A 25,428-nucleotide genomic window follows, 5' to 3' on the forward strand; every position below is an offset into this window, starting at 1 on the left:
GCGCCCGATAAAGGTGAACCGACAGGTATTCAATCTCTTATCCGCAGAACGCAGCGGATCAGCCCTCGACCAGCCAGGCTTTCTCTACGATTCCGACCACATCGCCCATGATTTCGGTGATCTTGAAATCCTTGGGCGTATAGACGCGGGCAATGCCCATCTGGCGCAGGGCACGGGCATCTTCCGGCGGAATGATGCCGCCGATGACGACCGGCACGTCTCCGAGGCCGACCGCGCGCAGCTCGGCAATTGTTTCGCGTACCAGATCAAGGTGGCTGCCAGAGAGAATGGACAGCCCAACGACATGTGCATTCGCTTCTTTGGCCTGCGCAGCAATCTCCGACGGCGTGAACCGGATGCCCTCATAGACGACATTCATGCCGACTTCCCGGCCCCGTGCCGCAATCTGTTCGGCGCCGTTGGAATGGCCGTCGAGGCCCGGCTTGCCGAGCACATAGGTCAGCTGGCGCCCGAGCGCTTCGGAAACACGCTCGACGTCCTTGCGGACATCGGCCGCATCTTCCTCGCCATCGGTCTTGATAACCATGGCGACGCCCGTGGGTGCTCGGAATTCGCCAAACACGTCCCGCATTGCCGTGCCCCATTCACCTGTCGTGACGCCGGCCTTCGCGCAGGCAATCGAGGGCTCCATGATATTGGTCCCGTCCTGTGCGGCTTGCTTCAGCGCTGCGAGCGCATTTTCAACGGCGCTTGCATCTCGCTTGCTGCGCCATTCTTTCAGGTCGCGAACCTGGGCGGATTCCTCTGCCGGGTCGACCGTTTGGATCGATCCGTCGCCGCCTGCGAGTGGGCTCTCCGCCGTCTCGACATAGCGGTTGACGCCAACCACGGTCAGATCACCGCTCTCAATCGCCTTGATGCGATCAATATGTGCGCCGACGAGGCTCTCCTTCATATGGTTGATGGACTGGATTGCGCCGCCCCGCGCATCTAGGTCAGCCAGCGTATCCCGGGCCAGCGCCTTCAGCTCTTCTGTTTTGGATTCGATGACATGGCTGCCGTCGAAGATGTCTTCGTATTCCAGGAGGTCTGTTTCATAGGCGAGGATCTGCTGCAGACGCAGCGACCATTGCTGGTCCCACGGGCGTGGCAGGCCCAGCGCCTCATTCCAGGCCGGCAGCTGCAGGGCCCGACAGCGAGCCTTCTTCGACAGGGTGACGGCCATTGCCTCGATCAGGATGCGATAGACATTGTTTTCAGGCTGCGGCTCGGTCAGGCCAAGCGAGTTCACCTGCACGCCATAGCGGAATAGCAGCGCCTTCGGACTGGTCACGCCATAGCGTTCGCGGCCAATCTCTTCCCAGAGTTCCACAAAGGCACGCATCTTACAAAGTTCCGTAACGAAACGAACTCCTGCGTTCACAAAGAATGAAATCCGACCGAAGACCGTTTCAAAGTCTGATTCCGGAACTTGTCCGCCCGCTTTTACAGTATCCAGTACCGAAATTGCGGTTGCCAGGGCATAAGCCAGCTCCTGTTCCGGCGTCGCGCCCGCTTCCTGCAAATGGTAGGAGCAGACATTCATCGGATTCCATTTCGGCACCTCGGTGTAGCACCAGCTGACCATATCCGAGATCAGACGCAGGCTCGGTTCCGGCGGGAATACATAGGTGCCGCGCGAGAGATATTCCTTCACGATGTCATTCTGAGTGGTGCCGCGCAGTTTCTTGCGATCATCGGCTCGCTCATCCGCCAGCGCCACATACAACGCCAGCATCCAGGCCGCCGGCGCATTGATCGTCATCGACGTGTTCATCTCTTCCAGCGGCAACTGGTCGAACAGGAGGCGCATATCGCCGAGATGCTTGACCGGCACGCCCACTTTGCCAACTTCGCCCTTGGAGAGGATGTGGTCTGCGTCATACGCGGTCTGGGTTGGCAGGTCGAAGGCAATCGACAAGCCTGTCTGACCCTTGGCGAGGTTGCCGCGATAGAGTTCGTTGGATTTTGTCGCCGTTGAATGTCCGGCATAGGTCCGGAAAATCCACGGGCGGTCCGGTGCGTGCTGGTATGCTTTGTCCATGTCTGCCACGGAATTCTCCCCTTGTTATGTTGCGGCGCAGCATGCCGTGTGCGACGTCGCAAAGCAAGCGTCACTGCTTGCGTCAGGATGTCTGAACAACCAGATGTAGGCGAGAGGAGATTGCCGTGAACCCACCGACCAATGTGATCCAGACTGCCCTGCTTTTGCGGATTGTCGCTATCCTGGCCTTTCCGGTCGGTGTGGTGATTGCAGCGCTGATGGAGCGTAGTGTGCTCATGGTCGCCTTGCTCGCAGCGGGCATGTTGGCGGTCAGCTGGGTCGAGCGGTTTCGACTGCACCGGTTGTCCGGGAATGAGGGGTACCCCGCCATCACGGGATTGTTGCCCGGCTTTGCTGTGCGAGCAGGCTTTCTGGCCGGACTGTTCATTGTCAGTCTTGGCGTGCTCGCTCTGTTCCGTGAGACCATTTTGGCGCGGGGGCTCGGTCTGACTGATCTTGGTCTTTTTTCTGCCGTGGCTGGCGTTGCTCTGCTGGCCAATGCCATCAGCGCGCGCATGGCGACCCGGGAAGTGTCGAGTGTCATGGCCCAGATGAACGCCAATATCACGCCGCCGGGCGGGGCGTCTCAGGCTGGCGAAGGGCCGGGTGAAATCATCGAAGGCGAAGTGATCGACCGCGACTGAAACTGGCAGGGTCTTGTTACCGCAAACATTCATGAGCACCATGCGATTCCAGGCGGTTTCGTGAGGGCTGCAAATCGGCTATACGGCGCGGGCTCTAAAGGAATTTCCCCTCAATGTCTGACATGATTGGCCTGATGGCCGCAGCTCTGACGACCCTGTCTTTCCTGCCTCAGGCCCTGATGGTCATTCGCACCGGAAGGACTGATGGGATATCGCTGATCATGTATGCGATGTTCACTACCGGCGTCGCAGGTTGGCTGGTCTATGGCATTCTGCTGGGATCGCTCCCCATGATCGTGGCCAATAGCGTCACGCTGCTGTTGGCCAGTATGATCCTGGCCCTCAAAGTGCGTCACTCGCTTCAGGCCAAAGCCCAAGCCGCGACCTTTTCCACATCAGCGCCAATCGCCTCATAATAGAGGCGCTGTACTTGCCGCGTAACAGGGCCCGGCTTGCCGGTGCCGACCGGTCGATCCTCCAGCTGTATGACAGGCGCAATCATAGCCCCCGCTGAGGTCGTGAAAATCTCCTTGGCAGCGTATGCCTCATCCGGTGTGAAGGCGCGCTCCTCGATATCCAGTCCCTGATTGCGAAGCCGGGCAATGACATGGGCGCGCGTAATTCCGGGCAGTATATCGCTGGACAGATTGCGCGTGATGATCCGGCCCTCCTCGGTCACGATCCAAGTATTGGCGGAGGCCGCTTCGGTGACGTGGCCGTCCTCGACCATGAACGCGGTTTCGGCGCCGGCTTCGCGCGCAGCGCGGTAGGCGAGGGCCTGCGACAGGAGTTGAGTTGTCTTGATATCGCGCCGACGCCAGCGAATGTCGTTCAGGAAGATGGCGCGAATGCCCTGCTCGGCTTTCTCACTGATCAGGGGGCGATGATCCGCATACAGGAAAATTGTGGGTGTGAAGGTCTCCGGCCCAGCAAAATCCCGGGAGTCGTAGGCGCCTGCTGAAACTTCGAGATAGATCAGTCCCTCTGAAAGGCCGTTGCGGGCGATCAACTGGCTGTGAATGTCCTCCCACGCGGCCGCGTCATGTGGGATAGGGATCGAAATTGCTTCCAGCGTGTTGCCGAGGCGCGACACATGACCTTCGAAATCGATCAGTTTTCCGCCGTAAACAGCGGTCACTTCATAGGCTGCGTGGGAAAACAGGAATCCCCGGTCCAGCGGGGAGATTAGGGCGTCTTTCCGCTGGGTGAAGACTCCGTTCAGATAAACCGTGTCGCCAATAGACATGATTGCAACGCCCCTTTTTCGAAATTTGTGCAGCGCAACAAAATTCTTGCAAGCTCATCACTCAGCGGCCAAGGTGGCGGGAACCGGATGGTTTGTGAAGCCACGAATAATTGTGCGCCAAGCCTTTTCGGAAACGCAATCAAGGAGGAGGGCCCCCCTGCCATGGCAAGGGAAACCAAAGATATTTACGAACTCGGCGAGATCCCGCCGGAGTTCCACGTTCCGAAAATGATGCACGCTTGGGCGATCCGCCGCGACCGTCACGGGCGTCCGTCAACGGCGATGCAGTTGGAACAGGTTCCGGTTCCGGAAATCGATTCCGACGAAGTGCTGGTCCTCGTGATGGCAGCTGGCGTGAACTACAATGGCATCTGGGCCGCACTTGGCGAGCCGATGTCCGTATTCGACGTTCACAAGCAGGATTTCCACGTTGCAGGGTCCGACGCGTCCGGGATCGTATGGGCTGTCGGTCGCAAAGTGACACGCGTGAAGCCGGGTGACGAAGTGGTCATCCACTGCAACCAAGATGATGGCGACGACGAGGAATGTAATGGCGGCGACCCGATGTTCTCGCCCAGTCAGCGTATCTGGGGCTACGAAACTCCAGACGGCTCCTTCGCCCAATTCTGCCGCGTGCAGGCGCGCCAATGCATGCCGCGCCCCAAGCATCTGACCTGGGAAGAGAGCGCCTGCTACACACTGACGCTTGCCACAGCCTACCGCATGCTGTTCGGCCACCGCCCGCACATCGTGAAGCCGGCAGACAATGTCCTTGTCTGGGGCGCCTCGGGCGGCCTTGGCAGCTTCGGTGTCCAGCTTTGTGCTGTCACGGGGGCGAACGCGATTGGGGTCGTCGGAAGCGATGACAAGAAAGAGCATGTGCTCAGTCTTGGCGCCAAGGGCGTGCTCAACCGCAAGGACTTCAATTGCTGGGGGCAGCTGCCAACGGTGAATGGTCCGGAATTCAATGACTATATGAAAGAGAGCCGAAAGTTCGGCAAGGCGATCTGGGAACTCACTGACAAGAAGGATGTCGACATCGTGTTCGAACATCCGGGTGAGTCGACTTTCCCTGTGTCTGTGTTCGTTGTGAAGCGTGGCGGCATGGTCGTCATCTGCGCCGGTACGACCGGCTTCAACCTGACCATGGATGCGCGCTTCCTCTGGATGCGGCAGAAGCGGGTACAGGGCAGCCATTTCGCAAACCTGAAACAGGCAAGCGCCGCGAACCAATTGGTGATTAACCGGCGCATTGATCCGGGCATGTCTGAAGTCTTCCCGTGGGAAGACATTCCGGCCGCGCACGACAAGATGCTGGACAACAAGCATCTGCCTGGAAACATGGCTGTTCTGGTGACCTCACCAAAGCCGGGTCTCCGAACGGTTGAAGATGTTCTGGCGGTAAACGGCCAAGCCTAGTAACAGGCCGTATGGCCAGACCGGATGCTGATTCGTTTGCCCGTGAATGGGTAGCAGCCTGGAATGATCACGACCTCGACGCTGTGCTGTCGCACTATGCCGACGGGGTCGTGTTCCATTCGCCGCGCATTGCGCTGGTGATGGGGACGGATGAGGATTTCCTGACTGGAAAAGCGGGGCTGCGCAAATACTGGCAGGCCGCAATGGCCAGCGCGAGTGATCTGTATTTTGAACTGGAAGACGTGTTGACCGGATCAGACGCGATCACGTTGCTTTACACCAACCATCGCGGCCAGAACGCGGCTGAAACTTTTATTTTCGATGAGGATGGCGAAATCTGTATCGCTGTCGCGACCTACGGCTAAAGCTCGTCCATGCCGCCCGGATTGCGCCGACGGCGGACCAACCACATGACGCCCCGCAAATCGGACAGGGCATCGGCCAGTCGACCAAAGTTCGTATAGTTCGATGTTCCGCTACGACGTTCGCGATGATTCACGTCGCGATATTCCACATCGAAGCCTTCGGCCTGCATCAGGGCAGGGACGTAGCGATGGATATGATCGAAATAGGGCAACCTCAGGAAGGCTTCCCGATAGATCGCCTTCACGCCACAGCCAGCATCGTCGCAATCATCCCGCAGCAGGCGTTTGCGGATCTTGTTGGCAAAACTGCTGCCAAACCGCTTCCAGGCAGTGTCTTTACGCTTGGTGCGGCGGCCCATAACCATTTTCAGCGATTCCGGCGCATCTGCCCGCGTCAGCTGGCGGTACAGGTCTGGCAGATCGGCTGGATCGTTCTGTCCATCGCCATCCAGCGTGCCAATCACCGGCGCGCGCGCCGCCATTATTCCGGAACGGATGGCCCGGCTCTGCCCGGCATTGTTGCGGTGCCCGATCACGCGCAACATCGGAAAGCGCTCCTTCAGTTCGATCAGGCGTGCCCGCGTGTCATCGGTCGACGCGTCATCGACGAACACCATTTCGAATGCGCGCCCATCGAGCGCGCGGTGAATCTCGGTGATCAGGGATTCGACATTGCCGGATTCATTGTGAACCGGAACAACGATGGAGAATTCAAGCGACTGGGCCACGGCTGGCACCTTTCAGGCAGGGGCTCGCGAGCGCGCGAGGCAGGTTTCGCACGCTCATACAAAGCGATTTGACGCAAGGCGAGCCCTGCGGCGCATTTGTCACGCTAGGAATCTCAGCGCAAAACCCTGAAGACGCGCGGACATGAACAAGGTAAATGGCAATCATGACTTTGCTTGATCGACTTTCCACCGGCTGGAAACCCTGGTTCGTCCTGTTCATCCTCACATTCGGCGCTGCTGCGCCCGGCGTGTTCAATTTGCCTGCCCTCGACAGGGATGAGAGCCGGTTTGCGCAGGCCTCGAAGGAAATGCTGGAGGAGCAGGATTATATCCGCATCCAGTATCAGGATGAGCTCCGCAACAAGAAGCCGGCAGGCATTCACTGGCTGCAGGCCGCCTCGACGGCAGTGTTTACGGGGCCCGAGGCAAAGCAGATCTGGACCTATCGCGTGCCGAGCTGGTTGGGGGCCGCCTTCGGAACGCTTGCCTGTTTCTGGGCCGGACTGGTCCTGGTTGGGCGAAGGGCCAGCTTTGTCGGCTCAGCCCTGTTCGGCGCGACGCTCCTTCTGACATCGGAAGCGCACATCTCGAAAACAGACGGAATGCTCGTTTTCCTGACAACGCTCAGCATAGGTGCGCTTGCGCGCCTTTATATGCGCCGTGACCAGTCGAAAAAGATGGCGCTGCTCTTCTGGTTTTGCATGGGCACCAGCTTCCTGATCAAGGGGCCAGTGACGCCGATGGTGGCCGCCTATGCCGGGATCGGGGCATGGGTTTGGGCCAAGGCGACAGATGGTAAGGGAGGCGACTGGTGGCGCGTTTTGCTCTGGTGGCCGGGGCCAGCGATTTTCGTGGCAATGGTGCTGCCCTGGTTTCTCTGGATTCAGGCTGCGACTGATGGGCAATACATCAAGGGCGCGGTCGGCAAGGATCTGAAAGACAAGTTCACCGGCGCCTCTGAGGGGCATGGTGGTTGGCCATTCTACCATCTTACCCATATTCCGGCCTGGTTCTTCCCGGCGACCCTGTTCATCATTCCCGGCTTTGTGGCGGCGTGGAAGACGTTGAAGCCCATCAAGCCGCAAGGCGCGGCATGGCTGAAGCACGTTTTGTTGGTGGGCGCGGCATTGTTCGCGGTCTTGTTGATCTTGAGTTATCTGCTGCCCTTCCTGCCGCGCCCGGCAGGAACGGGACTGGCAGCACAAGCGCTGAACACAATTGCCACCCTCAAGCCGCTGCCAGCATGGCCAGCAGTCTTGCTCGCCTATTTCTGGTGGGTGTCGGGGCGCGACACATGGATGGCGAAGCATCCGGTCGGAGAAGCGATCATACCTGACGAGACGCGCGCGGTCCGCATGCTCGTGGCCTGGGCGGTCCTGACCTATGCTTTCTTCGAGCTGATGCCGACCCTGCTCAGTCACTACATCCTTCCGGCCTATCCTGCCTTCGGACTGCTCGCAGGCTATGCAGCGGCTAAAATGATGGAAGGGGAATTGTGGCCCGTCACGCGATGGGCGTCCCTGATCCTGTTCGCGTTGGGGGCGATCCTTTTGCTTGCCGCGTCATTTCCGGGTGTGACGACCTATTTCATGGCGGAGACGGCTGGCGATTTCTCGACGGCGTTTCCTGAAGACGTGCTCGCCTCATGGGCGGACTATCGGGCGTTCCCACTTTGGTTCTGGTGGATCGGCTTTGGCCTTTGTGGAGTTGCCATCATCGAGTTCAGTCGGCGCCATGAGTGCAATGCTGCCATGTTCGCCATCTATGCGGCCGTTGCCATCGGCTGGCATATCCGCATCTTCATGCTGCCGAGCCAGGTCTGGGTGCAGCCGACCGAAACGGCGCGGCTGGCGCTGGAGGATGTCTGCGGTGTGCCGGGCGAGGTGTGTGACTGGCAGCCGCCGGAACGCATCCTGGCGCTTGGCTATGCCGAGCCCTCCTATGTGCTGACTCTCGGCACGCAGAATCTCCACCCGCCGGAAACCCCGCTCGACCTGCCTAAAGACCCGTCCGCTTATCCGGTCGTCTATCTCGTCAATTTCGAGGATCGCAAGGCCGAGCCGCCGATCGAAGACGAGATCCGCCATTTGCGCGTTCAGGCCGACCAGATGCGCCTCTGTGTCACCGAGACCGAGCCTTACTATGCGTTGAATTATTCGAACGGGGACCCGGTCAATTTCCGGGCCCTCCGCTTCGATTATGGCGACTGCCCAGGTTGATTTCTAGAACTCGTAGCCGATCCGCACGCCATAGGTGCGCGGGTCGGAACGGAATGTGTCATACCCGATAAAGCCATAGCCTGAGACGGCATAGTCTTCATCGGTCAAGTTCCGTCCCCATACGGTCAAGCTGACACCGGTATCCGTAAACACGAAGTTCGCCTCTGCCTGCAGGGTCGTGAAGCCGTCCTGCATGCGGCTGTCCAGGCCCTCTGGGTCGAGATAGTAATCACCGCGATACTTGGCGTGTGCGGCGAGGCTGGCCTCGATCGTTTCCGTAACCGCGAACTCGTAGCGTCCGCCGAGGGTGGCGGAGACATCTGGTGCGAAGGGGAGGAGGTTGCCGTCAAATGTGTCGGCATTTCCGCCAATGTCGGACGACTGATCAATCTCGGTTTCCAGAAGCGTCAAGCCACCATCCAGCGAAAATTGCTCCGTAGCCTGCCATGCCAAATCGACTTCCACCCCGTAGGATGTCGCTTCATCAAGATTGGACAGCGAGTTGGACGTAATGCTTGAACCGTCGGGCAAGGCGAAGTTCACGAAGATGCGCGCCTGCGGGTCTTGATAATCCTGAAGAAATGCAGCGATGCTGTAAGTGAACGTATCGTCTGGTCGGCTCTTGTAGCCGACCTCATAGGCTGTGACGGTCTCTATATCGAACAAGCCCGCATCAGCGAAATGAGTGGCGTTATTCTGGACTTCGCCATTGAAGCCGCCCGATTTGTAGCTGTTGGAAACCGAGACATAAGCGTTGCCTTGGCCGAGTTCGTAGGCGAGGGCCGCGTTGCCCGAAAGCCGCGTCTCTTCGATCTCGTTCGCGCCTGCCGCCAGGCCGAGACCCCCGACATTGTTGAAGCCAATCGTGCCATCCTCAAAGATGTGACGGCCGCTTCCCTGACCCTCAATCCGCTCATGCGTTACCCGCGCGCCGAGTGTAGCGGTCAACCGATCAGAGAGGTCGAATTCATTATAGGTGAAGGCGGCCAGCGCCGAGCGGTCCTGCCTGATATCTGTGATCAGAGTCATCGCCCGTGCATCTGAGGCCGGGGTTGGCCCTGCCCGGCTGGCGGCGCCGACATAAGGACAGGTGCCGAGCAGCGTGTCGGCATCCAGGTCGCCGCACCAGATCGTATAGGTCTGGCTGAAATCTTCCAGCGATCCCGAAACACCGATCATGGTGCTGGCGCCGTCCCAGTCTGTCTGCAGGCGGAATTCCTGCGAGTACTGCCGGAAGTCGCGGATATAGGCGAGGTTGGCGTTGAAGTTCGGATTGTCGAACAGGGCGACGGCCCCGTCAAAGTCAAACCCGTAATCCTGATTGTACCCTTCGAAGGCCGTAAGAGATGTCAGCGTCCACCGCCCGACAGCGCGCTCATATTCGGCCGAGACGCCATAGAATTCATTGTCGGAATCCTGAACGCCGTCACGGCCCACCGCGATCTCATGGTCGTTAAGGTCAAGTGTATCATTGCGCGGTGCGGCATTGACGCCATTGTCTTCTTCATAGTGCGTGCGCACGAGCAGGGACCCACCAAACGCCTTGTCCCAATTGAGACCGAGGCGCAAACCGAATTCATCCCGCACACCGCCCGCATCTTCCGGGCCGGCAATATTGTCGAGTGCGGCGTCGCGCGACAGGTACCGCCCGGCGAGGCGATAGCTGAAGCCATTATCGTAGTGCTCCCCATAGGCGCCGTCCAGGTCAGCGCGATTCAGGTTGCCATAGCCCGCCCGTACATACCGGCGCTGGTCCTCGCCTGGTTTCGCGGAGATGAAATTGATCGCGCCCCCGGACGCGTTGCGGCCATACAGCGTGCCTTGCGGGCCTTTCAGAACTTCCACACGGGCAAGATCATACAGCATCAGGCCCGTTTGGACGTTGGTCGCCAGATAGACGCCATCGGAATAGACCGCAGCGGCGGTGGGCGTCAGGGCCTGATGGTCAACCGCGCCGATGCCGCGAATCTGGAAGGCGACCTGCGTACCGTTTGCGACAGCGGCCTCAACCCCGGTCAGCAGGTCAGTCATGTCCTCGGCACTGACGTAAGCATCCGCCAGCGACAGATCCCTGGTATCAATCACGCTGACGGACATCGGAATGTCTGTCAGAGGCGTGGCGCTCGGGGTGGCGGTGGTGACGATCGTGTCCAGCCGGTTCACCGGGTCATCGGACTGGGCCGTGGCTGGGAGGGCAAAAGCGAGGAGGGCGAGCGGGGCGACTGAGCACTGAAATTTTTTCATGAGCGGCGATTACCAGCCGTTCAGAATGCGACGCAACTGCATTTAGCTGATGTCGAGGCTGCGTCAGCCAAAGCGACGTATTCTGGCAACACTGTTACAGGATACAGGTTTAGCGCGGGGCGCGTTTTGCAAGAATGCGTTGCAGCGTCCGACGGTGCATATTCAGGCGGCGTGCGGTTTCTGAGACATTGTGATTGCACAGCTCATAGACGCGCTGAATATGCTCCCAGCGAACCCGGTCAGCCGACATCGGATTTTCCGGCGGAGCTGGCTTCTCGTCAGGTGAAGCAGCGAGCGCGCGAATGATGTCTTCTACATCGGCAGGCTTCGACAAATAGTCCACAGCGCCAGCTTTGACAGCGGCGACGGCTGTCGCAATGGCGCCATACCCGGTCAGGATAACAGCGCGGGCGTCAGGACGGTGTTTGTGCAGTACTTCCACCACATCCAGCCCGCTGCCATCTTCCAGGCGCAGGTCCAGAACGGCAAAGGCCGGTGGGTTTAGGCGGGCAATATCCTTGCCTTCGGAAACGGTCGAAACGGCAGAGACCACGAAACCGCGCTGGGCGAGCGCGCGGGCCATGCGTTGCACAAACGGACCATCATCGTCCATTACGAGACATGAGCGATCCTCAACATCCTTGAGGCTCTCGTGCAAATTCACAGTGATGGGCCGTTCCATTGGCTTTTCCTTGATGTAACAACCGTCATATAGGTCTGAACCGGTCATTAATCCAAGTCAGGCGCCTGCAAAATGCCAAGGGGCCATAGAGTCTGGACGACCGCGCCCTTTTTCGGCGGGGTCCTGTTTCGGGTCGCGATGCGGCCGCCGGTACGCTCAATAAGCGTTTTTGCGATGAAGAATCCAAGCCCCATGTCACCCCCGCCCAGATGCGCCTCGCCGCGTTGCGAGACATAGGGCTCGCCCAGTTTCGGCAGCACTTCGGCGGCAAAGCCGGGGCCGTCATCGCTGATTGTGACCATGATCTGGTCTGCAGTCCAAGTCGCCACGACGTTCACGCGCGTATCGGCGAAACTCACCGCATTTTCGATGAAGGCACCCAGCGCGTGCAAAACTTCCGGGCTGCGTTTCAGGGTCGGCGCACGCGGTGTGCCATCTTCAGCAGGTTCCGCCCGGACGGTCAGATCCACGCCCAACCCCTTGAATGGCGCAGCGGCCTCGGCCACCAGCGCATCCAGCGGGATTCGCGCATGCACGATGTCGGTTGCTTCGCGCGCTTCACGGATCGTAGCGAGGATCGCGCGGCACCGGTCGGCCTGTTCGGCAATCAAGATAATGTCCTCGGCGCGCGGATCCTCGGGGTCGAGATCCGCCTGCAATTCCTTCGCGACGAGATGGATCGTGGCAAGCGGGGTTCCCAACTCATGTGTGGTCATTGCAGACATTGCACCGAGCGCGGACAGGCGTTGCTCCCGCGCCATGACGACCCCCGCTGCATCGAGCGCGCGCACGAGCCGGGCCTCATCCTGACTGACCCGCGCCGCCGACAAGGCAAAGAAGACCACACCGACAGCAAGGGCTGCGAACTGGCCAAGCTGGAACAGAGGCGGCAGCGCAATCGAAGAGTTCGCCACACCCCAGGGCAGGGGCATGTGAATAAGCGGCATCAGGGCCGCCAATACCAAGGCAAGCAAAGCGATAAGGGAGGCCCTGAACGAGCTGAGACTGAGCGCAGCAACAGTCACGGGGGCAACCAGAAGCAACAGGAACGGGTTTGACAGTCCACCCGTCGCTGCGATCAGCGCAGCCAATTGTACCGTATCGAATGCCAATTGCAGGGTCGCCTCCCACCCGCGCGTCAGGCGCTGGCTCTGGAAGGCAAAAGACAGGAACACGTTCAGCCAGGCCGATGCCGCAATGATCGACAGGCAAAGCGCCAGCGGCATGTCGAAGCCGAGCCCGAAGGCCACGAACAATACCGCTGCCGTTTGCCCGGCCACGGCCAGCCAGCGCAGCGTGATGAAAGTGCGCAGGCGCGTGCGCCCGAGGGCGGATTGCGCCGAGCCCAACCCTTCTGGGGGAAGGGTGAAGATCGCATCGTCGAGATCTATGTGTCCGTCGCGGGCCAAATCATCCATTAGCGCCTTATGCGGCAGCGTGACGCTTGCGCCAAGCGCCGCTTGCGGCGCATATCCCCCCTATGATGCTTAGATCGATTGCAACGTCATCCGCCCTGCTCGCCACCGCCGTATTGGCCGCCTGCTCTCCCGCCAGCGCGCCGGAGAAAGACTCCGCCGGAGCGGTAAAGTCCGGAGGTGCGCAGGCCAGTTGCCTCAGCCGTGCCTATCCGGAGATTGGCGGGCCGATCTCACTCGTCTCCGATTCCGGGGCGCGCGTGACGGAAGCCGATTTCAAAGGTCGTCCGACGCTGATCTATTTCGGGTTCACCTATTGCCCGGACGTCTGCCCGATGACGCTCGTCAATGTGGAGCGCGCCTATGAGCAGCTGCCCGAAAGTGTTGAGCCGCCGCAGACATTGCTCATTTCGGTGGATCCGGAACGGGACACGCCCGAAGTTCTGGCTAGCTATGTGAAGGCGCCACGCTTTCCGAAAAACCTCATCGGCCTGACGGGCACGCCAGAGGAAATTCGCGCGGCCGCGGATGAGTTCCTGTCGGACTTTTCTCGCGTAGAGCAATCTGAAAGCCAGTCCGAATACACAATGGACCATACGTCGCTGCTCTATCTGATGGATGAGAACTGGCAGTTGAAGACCTTCTTCACGCATGAAGACACGGCTGAAACCATCTCGGCCTGTCTCGGAGAGATCCTGCAGGATTAGGATGAACGGCCCGACTTTCCAGCCGGGCCCTGAACCTCTTAGATGAACAGGTTTGCCGCGAAGAAGGCGAAGAACCCGCCGACAAGAAACGCGACAACGCTGACCCACCACACGACCCAACTGAGCTGGCGCGCGCGCGTACACGCCCGTGCCTTCACCGGGTCAATTGGACAGGGCAGCGACCTTGCATGCCATTGCCAGGCCCCCGCCAGCGCGATCATCAACGCTGCGATGCCGAACACGAGACCCTTGTTCTTGCCGAGCCAGGTGATCTGCGGCACGGCCTCGATCAGGCCTGCCATCACCGCGCCTGCGCCGATGCTGACCAGCAGGGCGGGGAGGGCGCAGCAGATCAGTGTCCCGGTTGAAGTGAACAGCGACAGGAAGGCAGGCAGGGTGCTGGGGGATTTTACCTCCTCGATCATGCGTCACCACCCCGGTCGATCCTGACGAGCGAATAGCCGGATTTGCGGATCAGCTTTTCGATCGTTTGATCATCCATCGTCGCGCCAGCTTTCAGGCCAAGGACGATCTCACCATTGTCGAGGTCGACATTGACGCTTTCGACGGCGTCCTGCTTTTTGAACACTTTGCGGACGGCCTGTGCGCAAAAATCGCAGACCAGGCCGTTCACCTTGGCGGTAACGATCTGGGCAGAAGCAGGCATATCCGTATCGGTGTCGGTATCGACCGGAACGTTGGCATGGGCTGAATGGTCCATCTTGGAATGATCCATCGTTTCATCCGCCAGTGCCGGAACGGCGAGTAGGCAAAAACCGATGAACGCGAAAGCGGGTTTGATCAGTTTCATGAGTAATATCCTTTGAAAGTCAGAACCGGATGATCCAGTTCGCGAGCAGCTCTTCGGTTTCCAGCGTGTAGCCAAGCTCGACCATCTGGACGCCCTTGAAGAACCGGACGAGGGGGGTTGCGGTAACGGGCTCATTGCTTTCGGGGTGGTTATCCACCTGCAGCATCAACCATGTGTGAAGGTCGCCATAGTCGCCGATATACGGGGCAACGCCGACGCGGCCGCTATGGCGCACGCTCTTGTTGCCGGCATAGTCGGTGGCTTTTGCCTCATAGGAGGTGAACCAGCGGCGGGTCTCCCAGTCCGCGGCGAAAGCGGCAAAACCGGACAGTTCAGGAGACTCACTCCCGAACGGATCGGCCTGACCCACACCCAATTTGAAATAGGTGTTCGCCTGGCTTGAAGGGCCGTTCCAGCGTTTCAGCAGCCGGTTGTATTGCAAGCCGGTGAACTGGACATCTTCGGCCCAATTGCGTTCCGCATAGAACCCGATCGAGTCCGATGCGGTGGGTGAATAGTGTGCATGCAGCGAGGAGAAATCCCCGTTATTCGTCTGCATGATCGTCCAGCCGCCTGGATAGGAGACGGGACGGGCCTCGGCCATGGGAGCGAATGCCGCCCATGTGAGACAGGCCGCGAAAGGCGCGGCGCGCGAAAGGAAGGACAAGGCCTTCTCCTTTTTTCCGGATTGATCCTGAGATTATGAGAGGATCATCAGGTCCGGGGAGGAGGCGGCTCCGGAACGGATGCGACCGAGATCGGCGATGCATCAAGCGGGATATTGAACAGTGGCGGATAAGGACTGCGCGCGTCGTCAGGTGCAGCCGCTGTCGGCAGGGCAGCGACGATCGCCGGACAGCAACAAGCCGTATCGTGCGATGGCCCGTTCTGATCTTCTGGCTGGGAGTGGTCCATGGACCCCATCCCCATGTCGCAATCCCCATTCATGGCGGGCATCAGATGCGTCATCTGGCGCGCATCCGATGCAGGACAGCTGTCCTGCGCGGCGCTTGCCGTACCGGATGCGATCAGCAACAGGCTGAGGCAAAGAAGGGCGATCCTCTGAAACATCGTCGTTTTCTATCTCGCACGATTGCCGCGCCGTCAAATGACCTTTCAGTGAGCTATTGTGCGACCCAACCGCCGTCCATGGAGAGGTCGGCGCCATTGATCTGGTCAGCATCCGTCGAGCAGAGGAAGGCAACAAAGCCACCAATCTGCTCGGCAGTCACGAATTCCTTGGTCGGTTGGGCGGCGAGCAGCACGTTTTTCACAACCTCATCACGCGTCATGCCGCGCGCCTTTGCCGTATCGTCGATCTGGCCGTCGACCAGCGGCGTGTGGACATAGCCGGGACAGACCAGATTGCACCGTACGCCGTGTTCCGCACCCTCTAGCGCTGTCACCTTGGTCAGACCGGAAAGCCCATGCTTGGCCGCGACATAGGCTGACTTGAACGGCGAGGCGACCTTGGCGTGGGCGCTGCCGGTATTGATGATACGGCCCCAGCCTTTTTCCTTCATGGGTCCAATCGCCATCCGGGTCGTGTGAAAGGCAGCTGACAAGTTCAGCGCCATGATCAGATCCCATTTGGCCACTGGGAATTCTTCGAGGGGTGACACAAATTGCGTGCCGGCATTGTTGACCAGAATATCGGTACCGCCGAACTCGGCTGTCACATAGGCCATCATCTCTTCAATCGCGTCTGGATTGGTCAGGTCAGCGCCTGAATAGCCGATCTGTACGCCGTGTTCCTTTTCCATTTCAGCCTGCAGGGCCTTGATTTCATCGGCGTCGCCGAATCCGTTCAGCACGACATTGCAGCCCTCCTGCGCGAGACGGTCTGCGATGGCTTTCCCGATCCCGCTGGTGGAGCCGGTAACGAGGGCAGTTTTCCCCTTGATCATGAATATGTCTCCTTGAGGCTGTGGCGTGCTATGGGTAGGAATAGATTTGGCCCTGATAGAGCCGATTGATATTAGAGGAAATAGTGAGCGTTTATGGGCGGTGAAACTCTTGCCTTTGTCGAGGCATTCCCACGCTTTCTGTTGTGGACAGCAGCGGCTGGCGCGATGCTTGCCATCGCCAGCACCATATACGTGCTGCTAACCCCGTGGAAGGAGCTGGCGCTCGTAAAGGAAGGCAATTCGGCCGCAGGATTTGCATTGGCCGGGGCCATTGTTGGTCTTGCGATCCCCATTGCCTCCTGTCTGGCTTCCAGTGTCACCCTGATAGACTTGGCCATCTGGGGGGTCGTCTCACTCCTGATCCAGCTCCTCGTCTACCGTCTCGTCGATGTCTTGCTCACCGATATTCCCAAACGGATCGAAAAGGAGGAGGCTGGCGCAGCCGTCGTCCTAGTATCGGCAAAGCTGGCATCAGCCCTGATTATTGCAGCGGGTCTCTGGGACCCGGTCCTGCAGAGGTTCTAACGGAGGTACTCAGGCAGTGATGCGTTCGTTTGACTGGGTGATCTATGCATTGGTTCTGGGCGTCGTCGTCTGGACCATGTTTTCGCAGGATCCAAAAGCTGACGCACCTGAGCCGCCGCCAACCGTCCTGGAATCCGAAGGTCCGACCCTGCCGCCGCCGTCGCCATTGGACGAACAGGTGCTTGTCCAGGTCAGCGAGCCCAAGGACGGGATCGGCACTGCTTTCGCCGTGAACAAGAATGGTCAGTGGATCACGGCCAGGCATGTCGTGGATGGTTGCAACTCTGTCGGCCTGCTGGTGGCGCCAGGGCAATATGTGCCGGTCGACAGCATCGTCGTTGATCCGGATCATGACCTTGCCCTTCTTTCAACAGGTCGCAGCCCCAACTCGGTAAAACTTGATCTCGTATCTCCGCTTCGCATCGGCACGCATGGTTATCATGTTGGCTACCCTCAGGGACGTCCGGGAGAGGTGGCCACGAAACTCATGTCCCGCTCGAAACTCATCACGCGCGGGCGCCGGGAAGGCGCTGAACCTATTCTCGCCTGGGCCGAGATCGGCCGGACCCGTGGATTGAACGGTTCGTTGGGGGGAATTTCTGGCGGACCGGTCTTTGATGCGGGGGGAACTGTGCGCGGCGTGATCGTGGCCGAGAGCCCGCGGCGCGGGCGTATCTATACGGCTGCGCCGACATCTATAGATGCCTTCCTGACCAGCCTGAGCGTGGAGCGCGAGGATGGCCCGACGGAGATTTTTGCCGAGGAGACTTACGGCCCGATGTCAGACAATGCCCGCCGCCGTCTTCAGGTCGTGAAAGTGGCCTGCCGGGTCACCCCATGACCAGCTTTGCCTCTCGCCTCATCGTTGGTGCGCGCCAGTTGGGCCCACTCTGCGTGGGTATCGACCCGCATCCTGGCCGTATCCCGGACCTGTTCGGCGGGGACACGCCCGAGGGGGTGGCCGCTTGGGGCGAAGCAGTCGTGGCGGCGGGTCAAGCCGCAAGTCGGCCTGTTTGAGCGGCACGGGCCTGACGGAATGCGCGCATTGCAACGCGTCTGCGAAGCTTCAAGAGAGGCGGGGCTTCTTGTTCTCGCGGATGCCAAGCGCGGCGACATTGGGACAACAGCCAGGGGCTATGCAGCCGCATACTTGTCAGAAGCGGCGCCGTTCCCCTCCGATGCCGTGACGGTGAACCCTTATATGGGCCTCGATACGTTGGATCCCTTCCTCGAAGAGGCCGAGGCAAACGGCAAGGGGGTCGTCGTGCTCGCGCGCACGTCCAATCCCGGCTCAGCCGATTTTCAGGCGAGAGACCTTGAGGGCGCCCCACTCTATGCGCGCGTCGTTGAGGCGCTCGCCCCGGCGATCCAGCGCCTGAAGGGGGCGGCGGGCGAATGGTCCAGCCTGATGCTGGTGGCGGGCGCGACGGGCCCGGAGCGCCGGACGCGCTGTTTCTGGTGCCGGGCTATGGCGCGCAGGGCGGCGGGGCCGAAGATGCGCTTGCGGGATTCAAGGCGGTTTCAAATCGCCTCGAAGGCGGCGTCGTGAATGCATCGCGTTCCGTCACATTCCCGGCTGGATCAGACACCGTAGAAAGCCAAGCCGACTGGCACGCGCTCATTGTGGCCGCCATTGAAGCTGCTCAGACCGATCTCTCCATGCATGCCGGACGCGTGCCTGTAGCGTCGGGCTGACCTTAAGACAGGCCTCGACAATCGGCCTGCCTCATCTACTCTTTCCTGTGAGCGCGGCGTAAGACCGTTTTGAGGAAACAGACAGGGGAGTGAAACGGCCATGGCGAACTGGCAGTCCACCTTGATTGCGGGAGCATCCTTCGCAATCCTTGCCGCCTGCGGGCAGGCAAAAACAGCAGACACTGAGACACTTTCGGAACCGGAAGCCTTTGCGGCGGTCGACACGAACCGGATAAGTACCGCGAGCGCAGCTGACGAATGGCTGACATATGGTGGGACTTATGACGAGCAGCGCCATTCGAGCCTGATAGATGTGAACAAGGAAACCGTCGCAGACCTGGGCGTCGCGTGGACTTATGACCTTGCCACCAATCGCGGCGTGGAATCGACGCCGATTGTCGTGGACGGCGTGATGTACGTCACCTCTGCCTGGTCGCTGGTCTATGCGCTTGATGCCAAGACGGGTGAGGAATTGTGGGTTTACGATCCGGATGTGGACCGCGCCGTCGGCGTGAAAGCCTGCTGCGATGTCGTAAACCGTGGCGTGGCTGTTTATGACGGCAAGGTCTTCGTGGGCGTGATTGATGGGCGGCTCGAAGCGCTTGATGCCGAAACGGGCGAAGTTGTCTGGAGCAAGGTCACTGTTGATCAGTCCAAGCCCTATACGATCACCGGTGCGCCGCGTGTCGTGAATGGCAAAGTGTTGATTGGCAATGGCGGCGCCGAGCTCGGTGTGCGCGGTTATCTTTCGGCTTATGATGCCAATACCGGAGACAAGGTCTGGCGGTTCTACACTGTTCCGAACCCGGAGAAACAGCCAGACGGCGAAATCTCGGACGCAGCCTTTGAAGACATCGGCAATGTCACCTGGGGCGATGAAGGCGCCTGGGTCACCGATGGTGGCGGCGGAACTGTCTGGGACTCCATCGTCTATGATGAGGTCAACGACCAGATCATCTTCGGGGTCGGCAATGGTTCGCCGTGGAACCGGGAATTCCGCGATCCGTCTGGTGGCGACAATCTCTTCCTGTCCTCCATCGTTGCGGTGGATGCCGAAACCGGTGCGTACAAGTGGCATTTCCAGACCACACCCGGCGACAATTGGGACTATACAGCCACGCAGACCATCATTCTGGCAGACTTGCCTGTTGGCGAAGACGGCGAGGCGCGCCGTGTCGCGATGCAGGCTCCGAAGAATGGCTTCTTCTACGTACTGGACGCGGAATCCGGCGAGTTCATCTCCGGCGATGCGTTCGTGCCGATGAACTGGGCAGAGGGCCTCGACGAAAACGGTCGTCCGATTGAAATCGCCGATGCACGGTATGGCGCGGTCCCTTACGAGCAGCTGCCAGGCCCCCTCGGTGCACACAACTGGCATCCGATGGCCTTCAATCCGGATTTGAACCTCGCCTATATTCCGGCGCAGGAAATTCCGCAGGCCTATGCTCGCGATCCGCGCTTCGAGACCCAGCCTGTCGGCTGGAATACGGGCGCAGACTTCTCTGCTGGCGTCCCGCCGATCGCGCCGCCGGAAGTTGCCAAATTCCTGCGCTCAACCCTCAAGGGACGCTTGATCGCATGGGATCCGATTGCCCGCGAAGCGCGCTGGTCGGTGGAACATGGCAATGCCTGGAATGGCGGCGTGCTGTCCACGGCAGGCGGTCTAGTTTTCCAGGGCAAGCTGAATGGCGATTTCGTCGCCTATGATGCCGAAACGGGCGACAAGCTCTGGAATCATGAACTCAAATCCGGCGGCGCGTCCGGCCCTAGCACCTACATGATCGACGGAGAGCAATACGTCACGATTACGACTGGTTGGGGCAGTGCCTTTGGTCTCTCTGCAGGCTTCGCCTATGACGAGACCGTGCCCTCTACAGTCGGCAAGGTCGTCACCTTCAAGCTGGGCGGCACGGGCGAAATCGCCGACCCGGATTTCCCGATGATCGACAAGACCCCGAAAGCCGACTCGTTCGGGGACGAAACCATGATCGCCGAGGGATCGGTTCACTATGCCCGTAACTGTACCGTCTGCCACGGTCCGCTGGCCGTCAGCTCGGGCGTTCTGCCGGACCTGCGCTGGTCGGCGATCAGTGGCAACGAAATGGCGTGGAAAGGTGTGGTGATCGACGGAAACCTCGCCGCCAATGGCATGGTCTCGTTCGCAGATCATCTGACGCCGGATCAGGTGGAATCGATCCGCGCCTATGTGCTGGCGCAGGCCCATGCCGCTGTCCCGGCTGGCTCCGGGGGCGAATGATCGAATTGTGAGTAGCGCGGCCTGCCGGGCCGCGCTACATACGCCGGATGCATATAGTCATCCTCATTCTGGGTATCCTGACAACGATCGGCATCTGGTCGTGGCGTATCCAGATGGCCCGCCGCGGCGCGCAAGTGGCGATGGATGCCGCACGCACGCTCACAAATGCGCCCCGCCGCTTTGCCTTCAAATACAAGGCAGGCCGCAATGGTATCAGCCTGATCGAAGACCCACGCGAAGCTGCTGCCGTCATGATGATGGAGGTCGCCCGTGGCCGGGAAGGGCCTCTGACCGAACGACAGGCGCGCATCATAGATGATGAGATGATGCAGAATTTCAGCTTCACCCGAGCCGAGGCTGATGAATTGTCCGCCCATGCGGCTTGGGTCACCAATTCCACGCCGGACCCCCAGAGCGCCATGCGGAAGTTGAGCCAATTGGTCGTCAGTTCACCGCAGCTCGGCCCAAAGGAGATTGTCGATCTCGACGCGATACTGGTGGCGGTGTCCGAGGCTGAAGGTGTGCCGACGCGCGAACAACTGGCTCTCCTGCAAGTGTTCAGGGACAAGGCAGGCCTGAAGACCTGAGTCTCCAACCGCTCAAGAACTGTTGCGCCTTTCGCCCTGGCACAATAGGGATTTTGGCCATGTCAGAGTCACTTCCCAGCGAATACCGCGCCAAGGTTCTCAATGAGTCCTGGACGAATTTTTCCGTCCTGCGTCATGGTCGGTTTGATGGCCTGCTCGTTACCTCCAAGAATTCCGGTACGCACTGGCTGAAATACATGCTGGCAGTGGCGCTGGCGGAAACCCATGGCATTCCTCATCCGCAATACTTTTCGGAGAACGCGGTGCGCCCCTATATCGGCTGGCCGAAGGACGATGTGACCTTTCCGGAACTGCCGCGTCTGGCGTTCAGTCACACGATCCCCCACCATCTGGCCGAATGGGGCTGGGCCCGCAGCCTCGCCAGCCTGCCGCCTTATGTGCTGGCTGTGCGACACCCGATGGCGATCCTGGCCAGTCACCACGCCAAATGGGAATACGACATCAAGGTTGACTGGTTGACCTATCTGAAGGGCGATCCGGGCGGATCGAAGTATCGCTGCGATCTCTACTGGCTCGCGCGCTTCTGGAACCGGTGGGGTCATATTCGTGCGCGTCATGGCGACTCGATCCAGCTGATCCAGTATGAGCGGACCCAGAAAGACCCCCGCGCTGCGTTGGAAGCGGTCTCGAAGCATTGGTCGCTCGGACTCAGTGCCGAGGCTATCAATGTAGCGCTCGCCGCTGGCACGAAGGACGCCATGGCGCAGAAGATCGATCCGGATGCGGAGCCTAATGTGCTGCAGAACCGCAAGACACCGCTTACGGAACTCTTCACCGGTGAAGCACTGGATATCTACACAGATCACATCCGGACACTGTTCCGGTATGATCTGGACTATGACCTGCTCAGCCTTCCGGCTTGAGATAGCCGCTTGAGCGCCCATCAGCGGTATATTTGATCCACCACGGTTCCGCTTCCGCCTGTTTCTCCAACTCAAGGAATACCGGGTCTTCGAGGATGGCCGCGGAATATTCGGCCGCCGCGCCAGTCAAGGGTAGGCCATAGGTGCGGAACCGCGTCACAACCGGCGTGTAGAACGCATCCGCTGCGCTCCATTTGCCGAACAGGTATGGGCCGCCATCGCCATACTCAGTGCGCATCTGGTCCCACATGGTCTGGATGCGCAAAATGTCAGCCTCAAGACCTTCGGTCATTTCCGGCGTGGCTTCCCGGCCGCGAATATCCATCGGACAAGCCTTGCGCAGGGCGGGGAAACCCGCATGCATTTCGGAGGTCACCGCGCGGGCAATCGCCCGCTTGGCGGCGTCTTCTGGCCAGACCTCTCCGTGTGGCGCCCAATCGGCGATCCATTCCGTGATCGCAAGGCTTTCCCAGACCGTTACATCATCCCAGATCAACAGCGGCACTTTTGCTGTCGGGCTGATCTCTTTCAGTTTTGCCGATGTGTCGGGAAAATCGAGTGGTACGATCACTTCTTCCACCGGCAGGCCCACGCGCCGCGCGGCAAGCAACGGCCTGATCGACCAGCTGGAATAGTTCAGATTTCCAAGGACTAGCTGTCTCATGCGCGCTTTCCTTGCCCGATCACCCATTTCGTTTCGCGCACGTCAACGCGGTCGAACACTCCGGCCTTGTTATAGGGGTCTTGCTCGGCCAGTGCCTTGGCCGCTGCCAGATCGTCAGCCTCGACCAGGAAGACAGACCCGATCATCGCGCCATCCTCGGACAGCAGCGGCCCCGCCATTCGCAGCCGGTCCCCCAATCCGGCAGCCCATTCCAAATGGGCCGACCGGGTGGCGGCGCGCAGCTCGGCCCCATTGGTTTCATTGTCGAGATTGTGAAAACAGAAAAGGCGCATGAGGAACGACTCCGGATGAGGGCAAGATCTCCTGTTCGTATTGCACACTGCCTGCAACCTGCCCAGAGTCCGAAATAGCGGAACAAATGGGCTGAATGAATCATTGATCCTTCAGTAACAGGGAGTATGGTGGCGCCATGAACGATACAACAGACACCCGCCAACAGATATTGGAAGCCGCGATGGAACGCATCGTTCACTACGGCTATTCCAAGACGACGATGTCGGAGATCGCCAAGGACTGCAACATGTCCGCGGGCAACATCTACCGCTTCTTCGCGTCCAAGCTCGATATTGCCGAAGCCATCGGTCGTAAGTTCAATTCAGAACTCTACCAGACCTATGCCAGCATCTGTCGGAAACCGAACACCGCAGCAGATCGTCTGCGCCAGTTTTTCGAGTTCAGCATGGTGCGTACCTATGAGGCACTGGAAGAGAAGGACAAGCTGGTCGAGCTGGCCGAGACGCTGGCAGATGAGCGCCCTCTGTTCATGAATGAGCAGCTGGCCCAAGAGCGGGTCTACCTGGTCCAGATCCTTGAGAATGGCATTGAGGCCGGTGAGTTTCGTTCGCTCGACCGAAAGGAAGAGACGGCGGAAATGATTCAGGCCTCGATGATGAAATTCCGGTTTCCTCAGATGTTCTCGCACCTGACATTGCCGAAACTGAAGCGTGAACTGGCCGGTGTGATGGACCTGGTTCTGGCGGGATTGTCAGTCGGCGCGGTCGTTCCGGAGCGTCAGATAGATAAATTCTGAATAATTTCGTTTTTGTTCATTGGTAAATGTTCAGATGGTTGCTATATAGCAGTCATCGGCAGCGATGGTCGCTGTCGGTAAACGCTGAAAGACCAAATCAATGACATTGTCCAAGACCGAAGCTCGCCAGTCCCTGGCCGCCTTGCTTGCGGCGCTCCCTATGGCCATCGCCATCCTTGCGGCGACCTATTCGCTTGCTGAATTCGCGGTTTAGAATGCGGCCTGATCAGGCCTTGGCGCCCCGGCGGCCCGTTCCGTAGACGGGCGCTGATTTTGCCGCTGCTTCATCGAGCGGCCAGCGGGGTCTCGCCCCGGTGCCAAGGTCCCCGGCCTCGCCTTTGACAAGGCCCGCGCCAGGGCGATCATGGCGGCATTATCCGTACAATGTCTCAGCGGTGGCGCAATCAGGCGTGCCCCTGCGGCCTTGGCCACATCATCCAGCGCGGCGCGGATAGCCTTGTTGGCCGCGACACCGCCCGCCACGACGAACCGTTTTGTGCCATCCTCACCCGGATCAAACGCCTCCAGCGCCAGCGCGGCCTTTGTGGCAAGAATGTCGGTGACCGCTATCTGGAAACTCGCGCAGAGATCCCGCATCCGATCATCGTTCATTGTGTCCTCTGCCGCTGCGCGCGCAACAGCCGTCTTCAGCCCTGCAAAGCTCATATCGAGGCCCGGCCTGTTCAGCAGCGGGCGGGGCAGGGCAAAAGCCGCTGGATTGCCACCCTCTGCGAGGCGCTCGACCGCAGGTCCGCCGGGAAAGCCGAGGCCCAGCGTCTTGGCCGTTTTGTCGAAGGCTTCGCCCACCGCATCGTCAATCGTCGAGCCGAGCCGGCGATAGTCTCCGAGGCCGCGCACTTCCAGGAACTGGCAATGCCCCCCCGAAACAAGCAGCAACAAATAGGGGAACGGGCAATCATTGCCGAGCCGCGGGCTGAGGGCGTGCCCTTCCAGATGGTTGACCGCGATGAAGGGCTTTCCGGCCGCCTGCGCGATGGCCTTGCCGGTCATCATGCCAACCAGCACCCCGCCGATCAAGCCGGGACCGGACGTGGCGGCGATCCCGTCTAGCTCTGAATAGGAAATGCCCGCGTCATGCATCGCGGCTTTGACGGTCAGATCAGCCAGTTCCGCATGCGCGCGTGCGGCGATTTCCGGCACCACGCCCAGATAGGGCGCGTGTTCTTTCAATTGCGTCCGGATCACGTCCGAGACCAGTTCTGCCCGTCCGTCAGTCAGGCGCAGCACAGCCGCGGCCGTCTCGTCACAGCTTGTCTCGATGCCCAGAACTGTCAGCGTCTTGCTCATCCGCTGCATGTAAGACCCCAGAACGG

General features: G+C 59.8%; 28 protein-coding genes and 1 pseudogene. 15 read left to right on the forward strand and 14 right to left on the reverse strand.

Going from position 1 to position 25,428, the window contains the following annotated elements; all coding sequences use genetic code 11:
- Positions 1-58 precede the first annotated feature (58 nt).
- Positions 59-2,044, reverse strand: a complete 1,986-nt coding sequence (locus L53_RS15835; RefSeq protein ID WP_034817626.1) for a protein meaA — start codon at positions 2,042-2,044, stop codon at positions 59-61.
- A 125-nt stretch (positions 2,045-2,169) separates the two neighbouring features.
- Here L53_RS15835 and L53_RS15840 point away from each other — a divergent pair, with 125 nt between their 5' ends.
- Positions 2,170-2,688 carry a hypothetical protein gene (locus L53_RS15840; protein ID WP_034817629.1) on the forward strand — a complete coding sequence of 173 codons (519 nt, stop codon included), beginning with the start codon at positions 2,170-2,172 and terminating at the stop codon, positions 2,686-2,688.
- Positions 2,689-2,801: 113 nt separating this feature from the next.
- Complete coding sequence (locus L53_RS15845) at positions 2,802-3,104, forward strand: SemiSWEET transporter (RefSeq protein ID WP_034817631.1); 303 nt, start codon at positions 2,802-2,804, stop codon at positions 3,102-3,104.
- On the opposite strand, the gene L53_RS15850 is transcribed toward L53_RS15845, so the two are convergent.
- Positions 3,050-3,934 (reverse strand): aminotransferase class IV, encoded by an 885-nt coding sequence (locus L53_RS15850; RefSeq protein WP_034817633.1) that lies wholly within the window; start codon positions 3,932-3,934, stop codon positions 3,050-3,052. The genes L53_RS15845 and L53_RS15850 overlap by 55 nt on opposite strands.
- A gap of 162 nt (positions 3,935-4,096) precedes the next feature.
- Here L53_RS15850 and ccrA point away from each other — a divergent pair, with 162 nt between their 5' ends.
- A complete protein-coding gene (gene ccrA, locus L53_RS15855) occupies positions 4,097-5,353 on the forward strand; it encodes a crotonyl-CoA carboxylase/reductase (protein WP_034817636.1) in 1,257 nt (418 codons plus the stop codon).
- Positions 5,354-5,364: 11 nt separating this feature from the next.
- Positions 5,365-5,718, forward strand: a complete 354-nt coding sequence (locus L53_RS15860) for a nuclear transport factor 2 family protein (RefSeq protein WP_034817639.1) — start codon at positions 5,365-5,367, stop codon at positions 5,716-5,718.
- Here the strand turns inward: L53_RS15860 and L53_RS15865 are convergent.
- Entirely contained in the window at positions 5,715-6,446 is a 732-nt protein-coding gene (locus L53_RS15865) for a glycosyltransferase family 2 protein (protein ID WP_084333547.1), read from the reverse strand. The two genes, L53_RS15860 and L53_RS15865, sit on opposite strands and share 4 nt — an antisense overlap.
- A 155-nt stretch (positions 6,447-6,601) precedes the next feature.
- On the opposite strand from L53_RS15865, the gene L53_RS17195 reads away from it, so the two are divergent.
- A complete protein-coding gene (locus L53_RS17195) occupies positions 6,602-8,665 on the forward strand; it encodes a glycosyltransferase family 39 protein (RefSeq protein ID WP_198019837.1) in 2,064 nt (687 codons plus the stop codon).
- A 3-nt stretch (positions 8,666-8,668) separates the two neighbouring features.
- Here L53_RS17195 and L53_RS15880 read toward each other — a convergent pair whose 3' ends face one another.
- The 3 genes from L53_RS15880 to L53_RS15890 all read right to left on the reverse strand — a co-directional run bounded on the left by L53_RS15880 (position 8,669) and on the right by L53_RS15890 (position 13,009).
- Positions 8,669-10,909 carry a TonB-dependent receptor gene (locus L53_RS15880; RefSeq protein WP_034817648.1) on the reverse strand — a complete coding sequence of 747 codons (2,241 nt, stop codon included), beginning with the start codon at positions 10,907-10,909 and terminating at the stop codon, positions 8,669-8,671.
- 109 nt (positions 10,910-11,018) lie between these two features.
- Entirely contained in the window at positions 11,019-11,591 is a 573-nt protein-coding gene (locus L53_RS15885; RefSeq protein WP_051608054.1) for an ActR/PrrA/RegA family redox response regulator transcription factor, read from the reverse strand.
- A 47-nt stretch (positions 11,592-11,638) separates the two neighbouring features.
- Positions 11,639-13,009: an ActS/PrrB/RegB family redox-sensitive histidine kinase gene (locus L53_RS15890; protein ID WP_034817651.1), complete on the reverse strand. Its 1,371-nt coding sequence runs from the start codon at positions 13,007-13,009 to the stop codon at positions 11,639-11,641.
- Positions 13,010-13,071: 62 nt separating this feature from the next.
- Here L53_RS15890 and L53_RS15895 point away from each other — a divergent pair, with 62 nt between their 5' ends.
- A complete protein-coding gene (locus L53_RS15895; protein ID WP_034817654.1) occupies positions 13,072-13,713 on the forward strand; it encodes an SCO family protein in 642 nt (213 codons plus the stop codon).
- 38 nt (positions 13,714-13,751) lie between these two features.
- Here the strand turns inward: L53_RS15895 and L53_RS15900 are convergent, their stop codons facing one another.
- The 5 genes from L53_RS15900 to L53_RS15920 are packed head-to-tail and all read right to left on the reverse strand — an operon-like array spanning position 13,752 to position 16,431.
- Positions 13,752-14,138 carry a hypothetical protein gene (locus L53_RS15900; protein WP_034817657.1) on the reverse strand — a complete coding sequence of 129 codons (387 nt, stop codon included), beginning with the start codon at positions 14,136-14,138 and terminating at the stop codon, positions 13,752-13,754.
- Positions 14,135-14,524 carry a heavy-metal-associated domain-containing protein gene (locus L53_RS15905; RefSeq protein WP_034817659.1) on the reverse strand — a complete coding sequence of 130 codons (390 nt, stop codon included), beginning with the start codon at positions 14,522-14,524 and terminating at the stop codon, positions 14,135-14,137. The genes L53_RS15900 and L53_RS15905 overlap by 4 nt, the downstream gene beginning before the upstream one ends.
- A gap of 19 nt (positions 14,525-14,543) precedes the next feature.
- Positions 14,544-15,191 (reverse strand): hypothetical protein, encoded by a 648-nt coding sequence (locus tag L53_RS17080; RefSeq protein ID WP_051608049.1) that lies wholly within the window; start codon positions 15,189-15,191, stop codon positions 14,544-14,546.
- 47 nt (positions 15,192-15,238) lie between these two features.
- Positions 15,239-15,595 carry a hypothetical protein gene (locus tag L53_RS15915; protein WP_034817662.1) on the reverse strand — a complete coding sequence of 119 codons (357 nt, stop codon included), beginning with the start codon at positions 15,593-15,595 and terminating at the stop codon, positions 15,239-15,241.
- Between the two features lie 53 nt (positions 15,596-15,648).
- Positions 15,649-16,431: a 3-hydroxybutyrate dehydrogenase gene (locus L53_RS15920; protein WP_034817663.1), complete on the reverse strand. Its 783-nt coding sequence runs from the start codon at positions 16,429-16,431 to the stop codon at positions 15,649-15,651.
- A 93-nt stretch (positions 16,432-16,524) separates the two neighbouring features.
- Between L53_RS15920 and L53_RS15925 the strand changes: the two genes are divergently transcribed.
- The 8 genes from L53_RS15925 (at position 16,525) to L53_RS15950 (ending at position 22,379) form a co-directional block, all read left to right on the forward strand.
- A complete protein-coding gene (locus tag L53_RS15925) occupies positions 16,525-16,956 on the forward strand; it encodes a DUF350 domain-containing protein (RefSeq protein WP_034817665.1) in 432 nt (143 codons plus the stop codon).
- 19 nt (positions 16,957-16,975) lie between these two features.
- Positions 16,976-17,797 (forward strand): serine protease, encoded by an 822-nt coding sequence (locus L53_RS15930; protein WP_034817667.1) that lies wholly within the window; start codon positions 16,976-16,978, stop codon positions 17,795-17,797.
- Positions 17,794-17,973 carry a hypothetical protein gene (locus tag L53_RS17450; protein WP_233347880.1) on the forward strand — a complete coding sequence of 60 codons (180 nt, stop codon included), beginning with the start codon at positions 17,794-17,796 and terminating at the stop codon, positions 17,971-17,973. The genes L53_RS15930 and L53_RS17450 overlap by 4 nt, the downstream gene beginning before the upstream one ends.
- A gap of 19 nt (positions 17,974-17,992) precedes the next feature.
- A complete protein-coding gene (gene pyrF / locus L53_RS17455) occupies positions 17,993-18,505 on the forward strand; it encodes an orotidine-5'-phosphate decarboxylase (RefSeq protein WP_233347881.1) in 513 nt (170 codons plus the stop codon).
- Positions 18,502-18,651 (forward strand): hypothetical protein, encoded by a 150-nt coding sequence (locus tag L53_RS17460; RefSeq protein WP_233347882.1) that lies wholly within the window; start codon positions 18,502-18,504, stop codon positions 18,649-18,651. Before pyrF ends, L53_RS17460 begins: the two co-directional genes overlap by 4 nt.
- A gap of 100 nt (positions 18,652-18,751) precedes the next feature.
- Entirely contained in the window at positions 18,752-20,908 is a 2,157-nt protein-coding gene (locus tag L53_RS15940) for a PQQ-dependent dehydrogenase, methanol/ethanol family (RefSeq protein ID WP_034817670.1), read from the forward strand.
- A 47-nt stretch (positions 20,909-20,955) separates the two neighbouring features.
- Positions 20,956-21,495 (forward strand): hypothetical protein, encoded by a 540-nt coding sequence (locus L53_RS15945; RefSeq protein ID WP_034817674.1) that lies wholly within the window; start codon positions 20,956-20,958, stop codon positions 21,493-21,495.
- Positions 21,496-21,554: 59 nt separating this feature from the next.
- Positions 21,555-22,379 carry a hypothetical protein gene (locus L53_RS15950; protein WP_034817676.1) on the forward strand — a complete coding sequence of 275 codons (825 nt, stop codon included), beginning with the start codon at positions 21,555-21,557 and terminating at the stop codon, positions 22,377-22,379.
- Here L53_RS15950 and L53_RS15955 read toward each other — a convergent pair.
- Entirely contained in the window at positions 22,363-23,043 is a 681-nt protein-coding gene (locus L53_RS15955; RefSeq protein ID WP_051608050.1) for a glutathione S-transferase family protein, read from the reverse strand. The two genes, L53_RS15950 and L53_RS15955, sit on opposite strands and share 17 nt — an antisense overlap.
- Positions 23,040-23,336 (reverse strand): YciI family protein, encoded by a 297-nt coding sequence (locus tag L53_RS15960; RefSeq protein WP_034817680.1) that lies wholly within the window; start codon positions 23,334-23,336, stop codon positions 23,040-23,042. The genes L53_RS15955 and L53_RS15960 overlap by 4 nt, the downstream gene beginning before the upstream one ends.
- 137 nt (positions 23,337-23,473) lie before the next feature.
- Here L53_RS15960 and L53_RS15965 point away from each other — a divergent pair, with 137 nt between their 5' ends.
- The gene (locus L53_RS15965; protein WP_034817683.1) at positions 23,474-24,094 is read left to right on the forward strand and encodes a TetR/AcrR family transcriptional regulator; all 621 of its coding nucleotides are present in this window, start codon (positions 23,474-23,476) and stop codon (positions 24,092-24,094) included.
- Between the two features lie 226 nt (positions 24,095-24,320).
- Here the strand turns inward: L53_RS15965 and tsaD are convergent.
- Positions 24,321-25,402: pseudogene (tsaD, locus tag L53_RS15970) on the reverse strand (tRNA (adenosine(37)-N6)-threonylcarbamoyltransferase complex transferase subunit TsaD).
- Positions 25,403-25,428 lie beyond the last annotated feature (26 nt).

This window comes from Hyphomonas sp. L-53-1-40, from assembly GCF_000682775.1.
Lineage (GTDB): Bacteria > Pseudomonadota > Alphaproteobacteria > Caulobacterales > Hyphomonadaceae > Hyphomonas.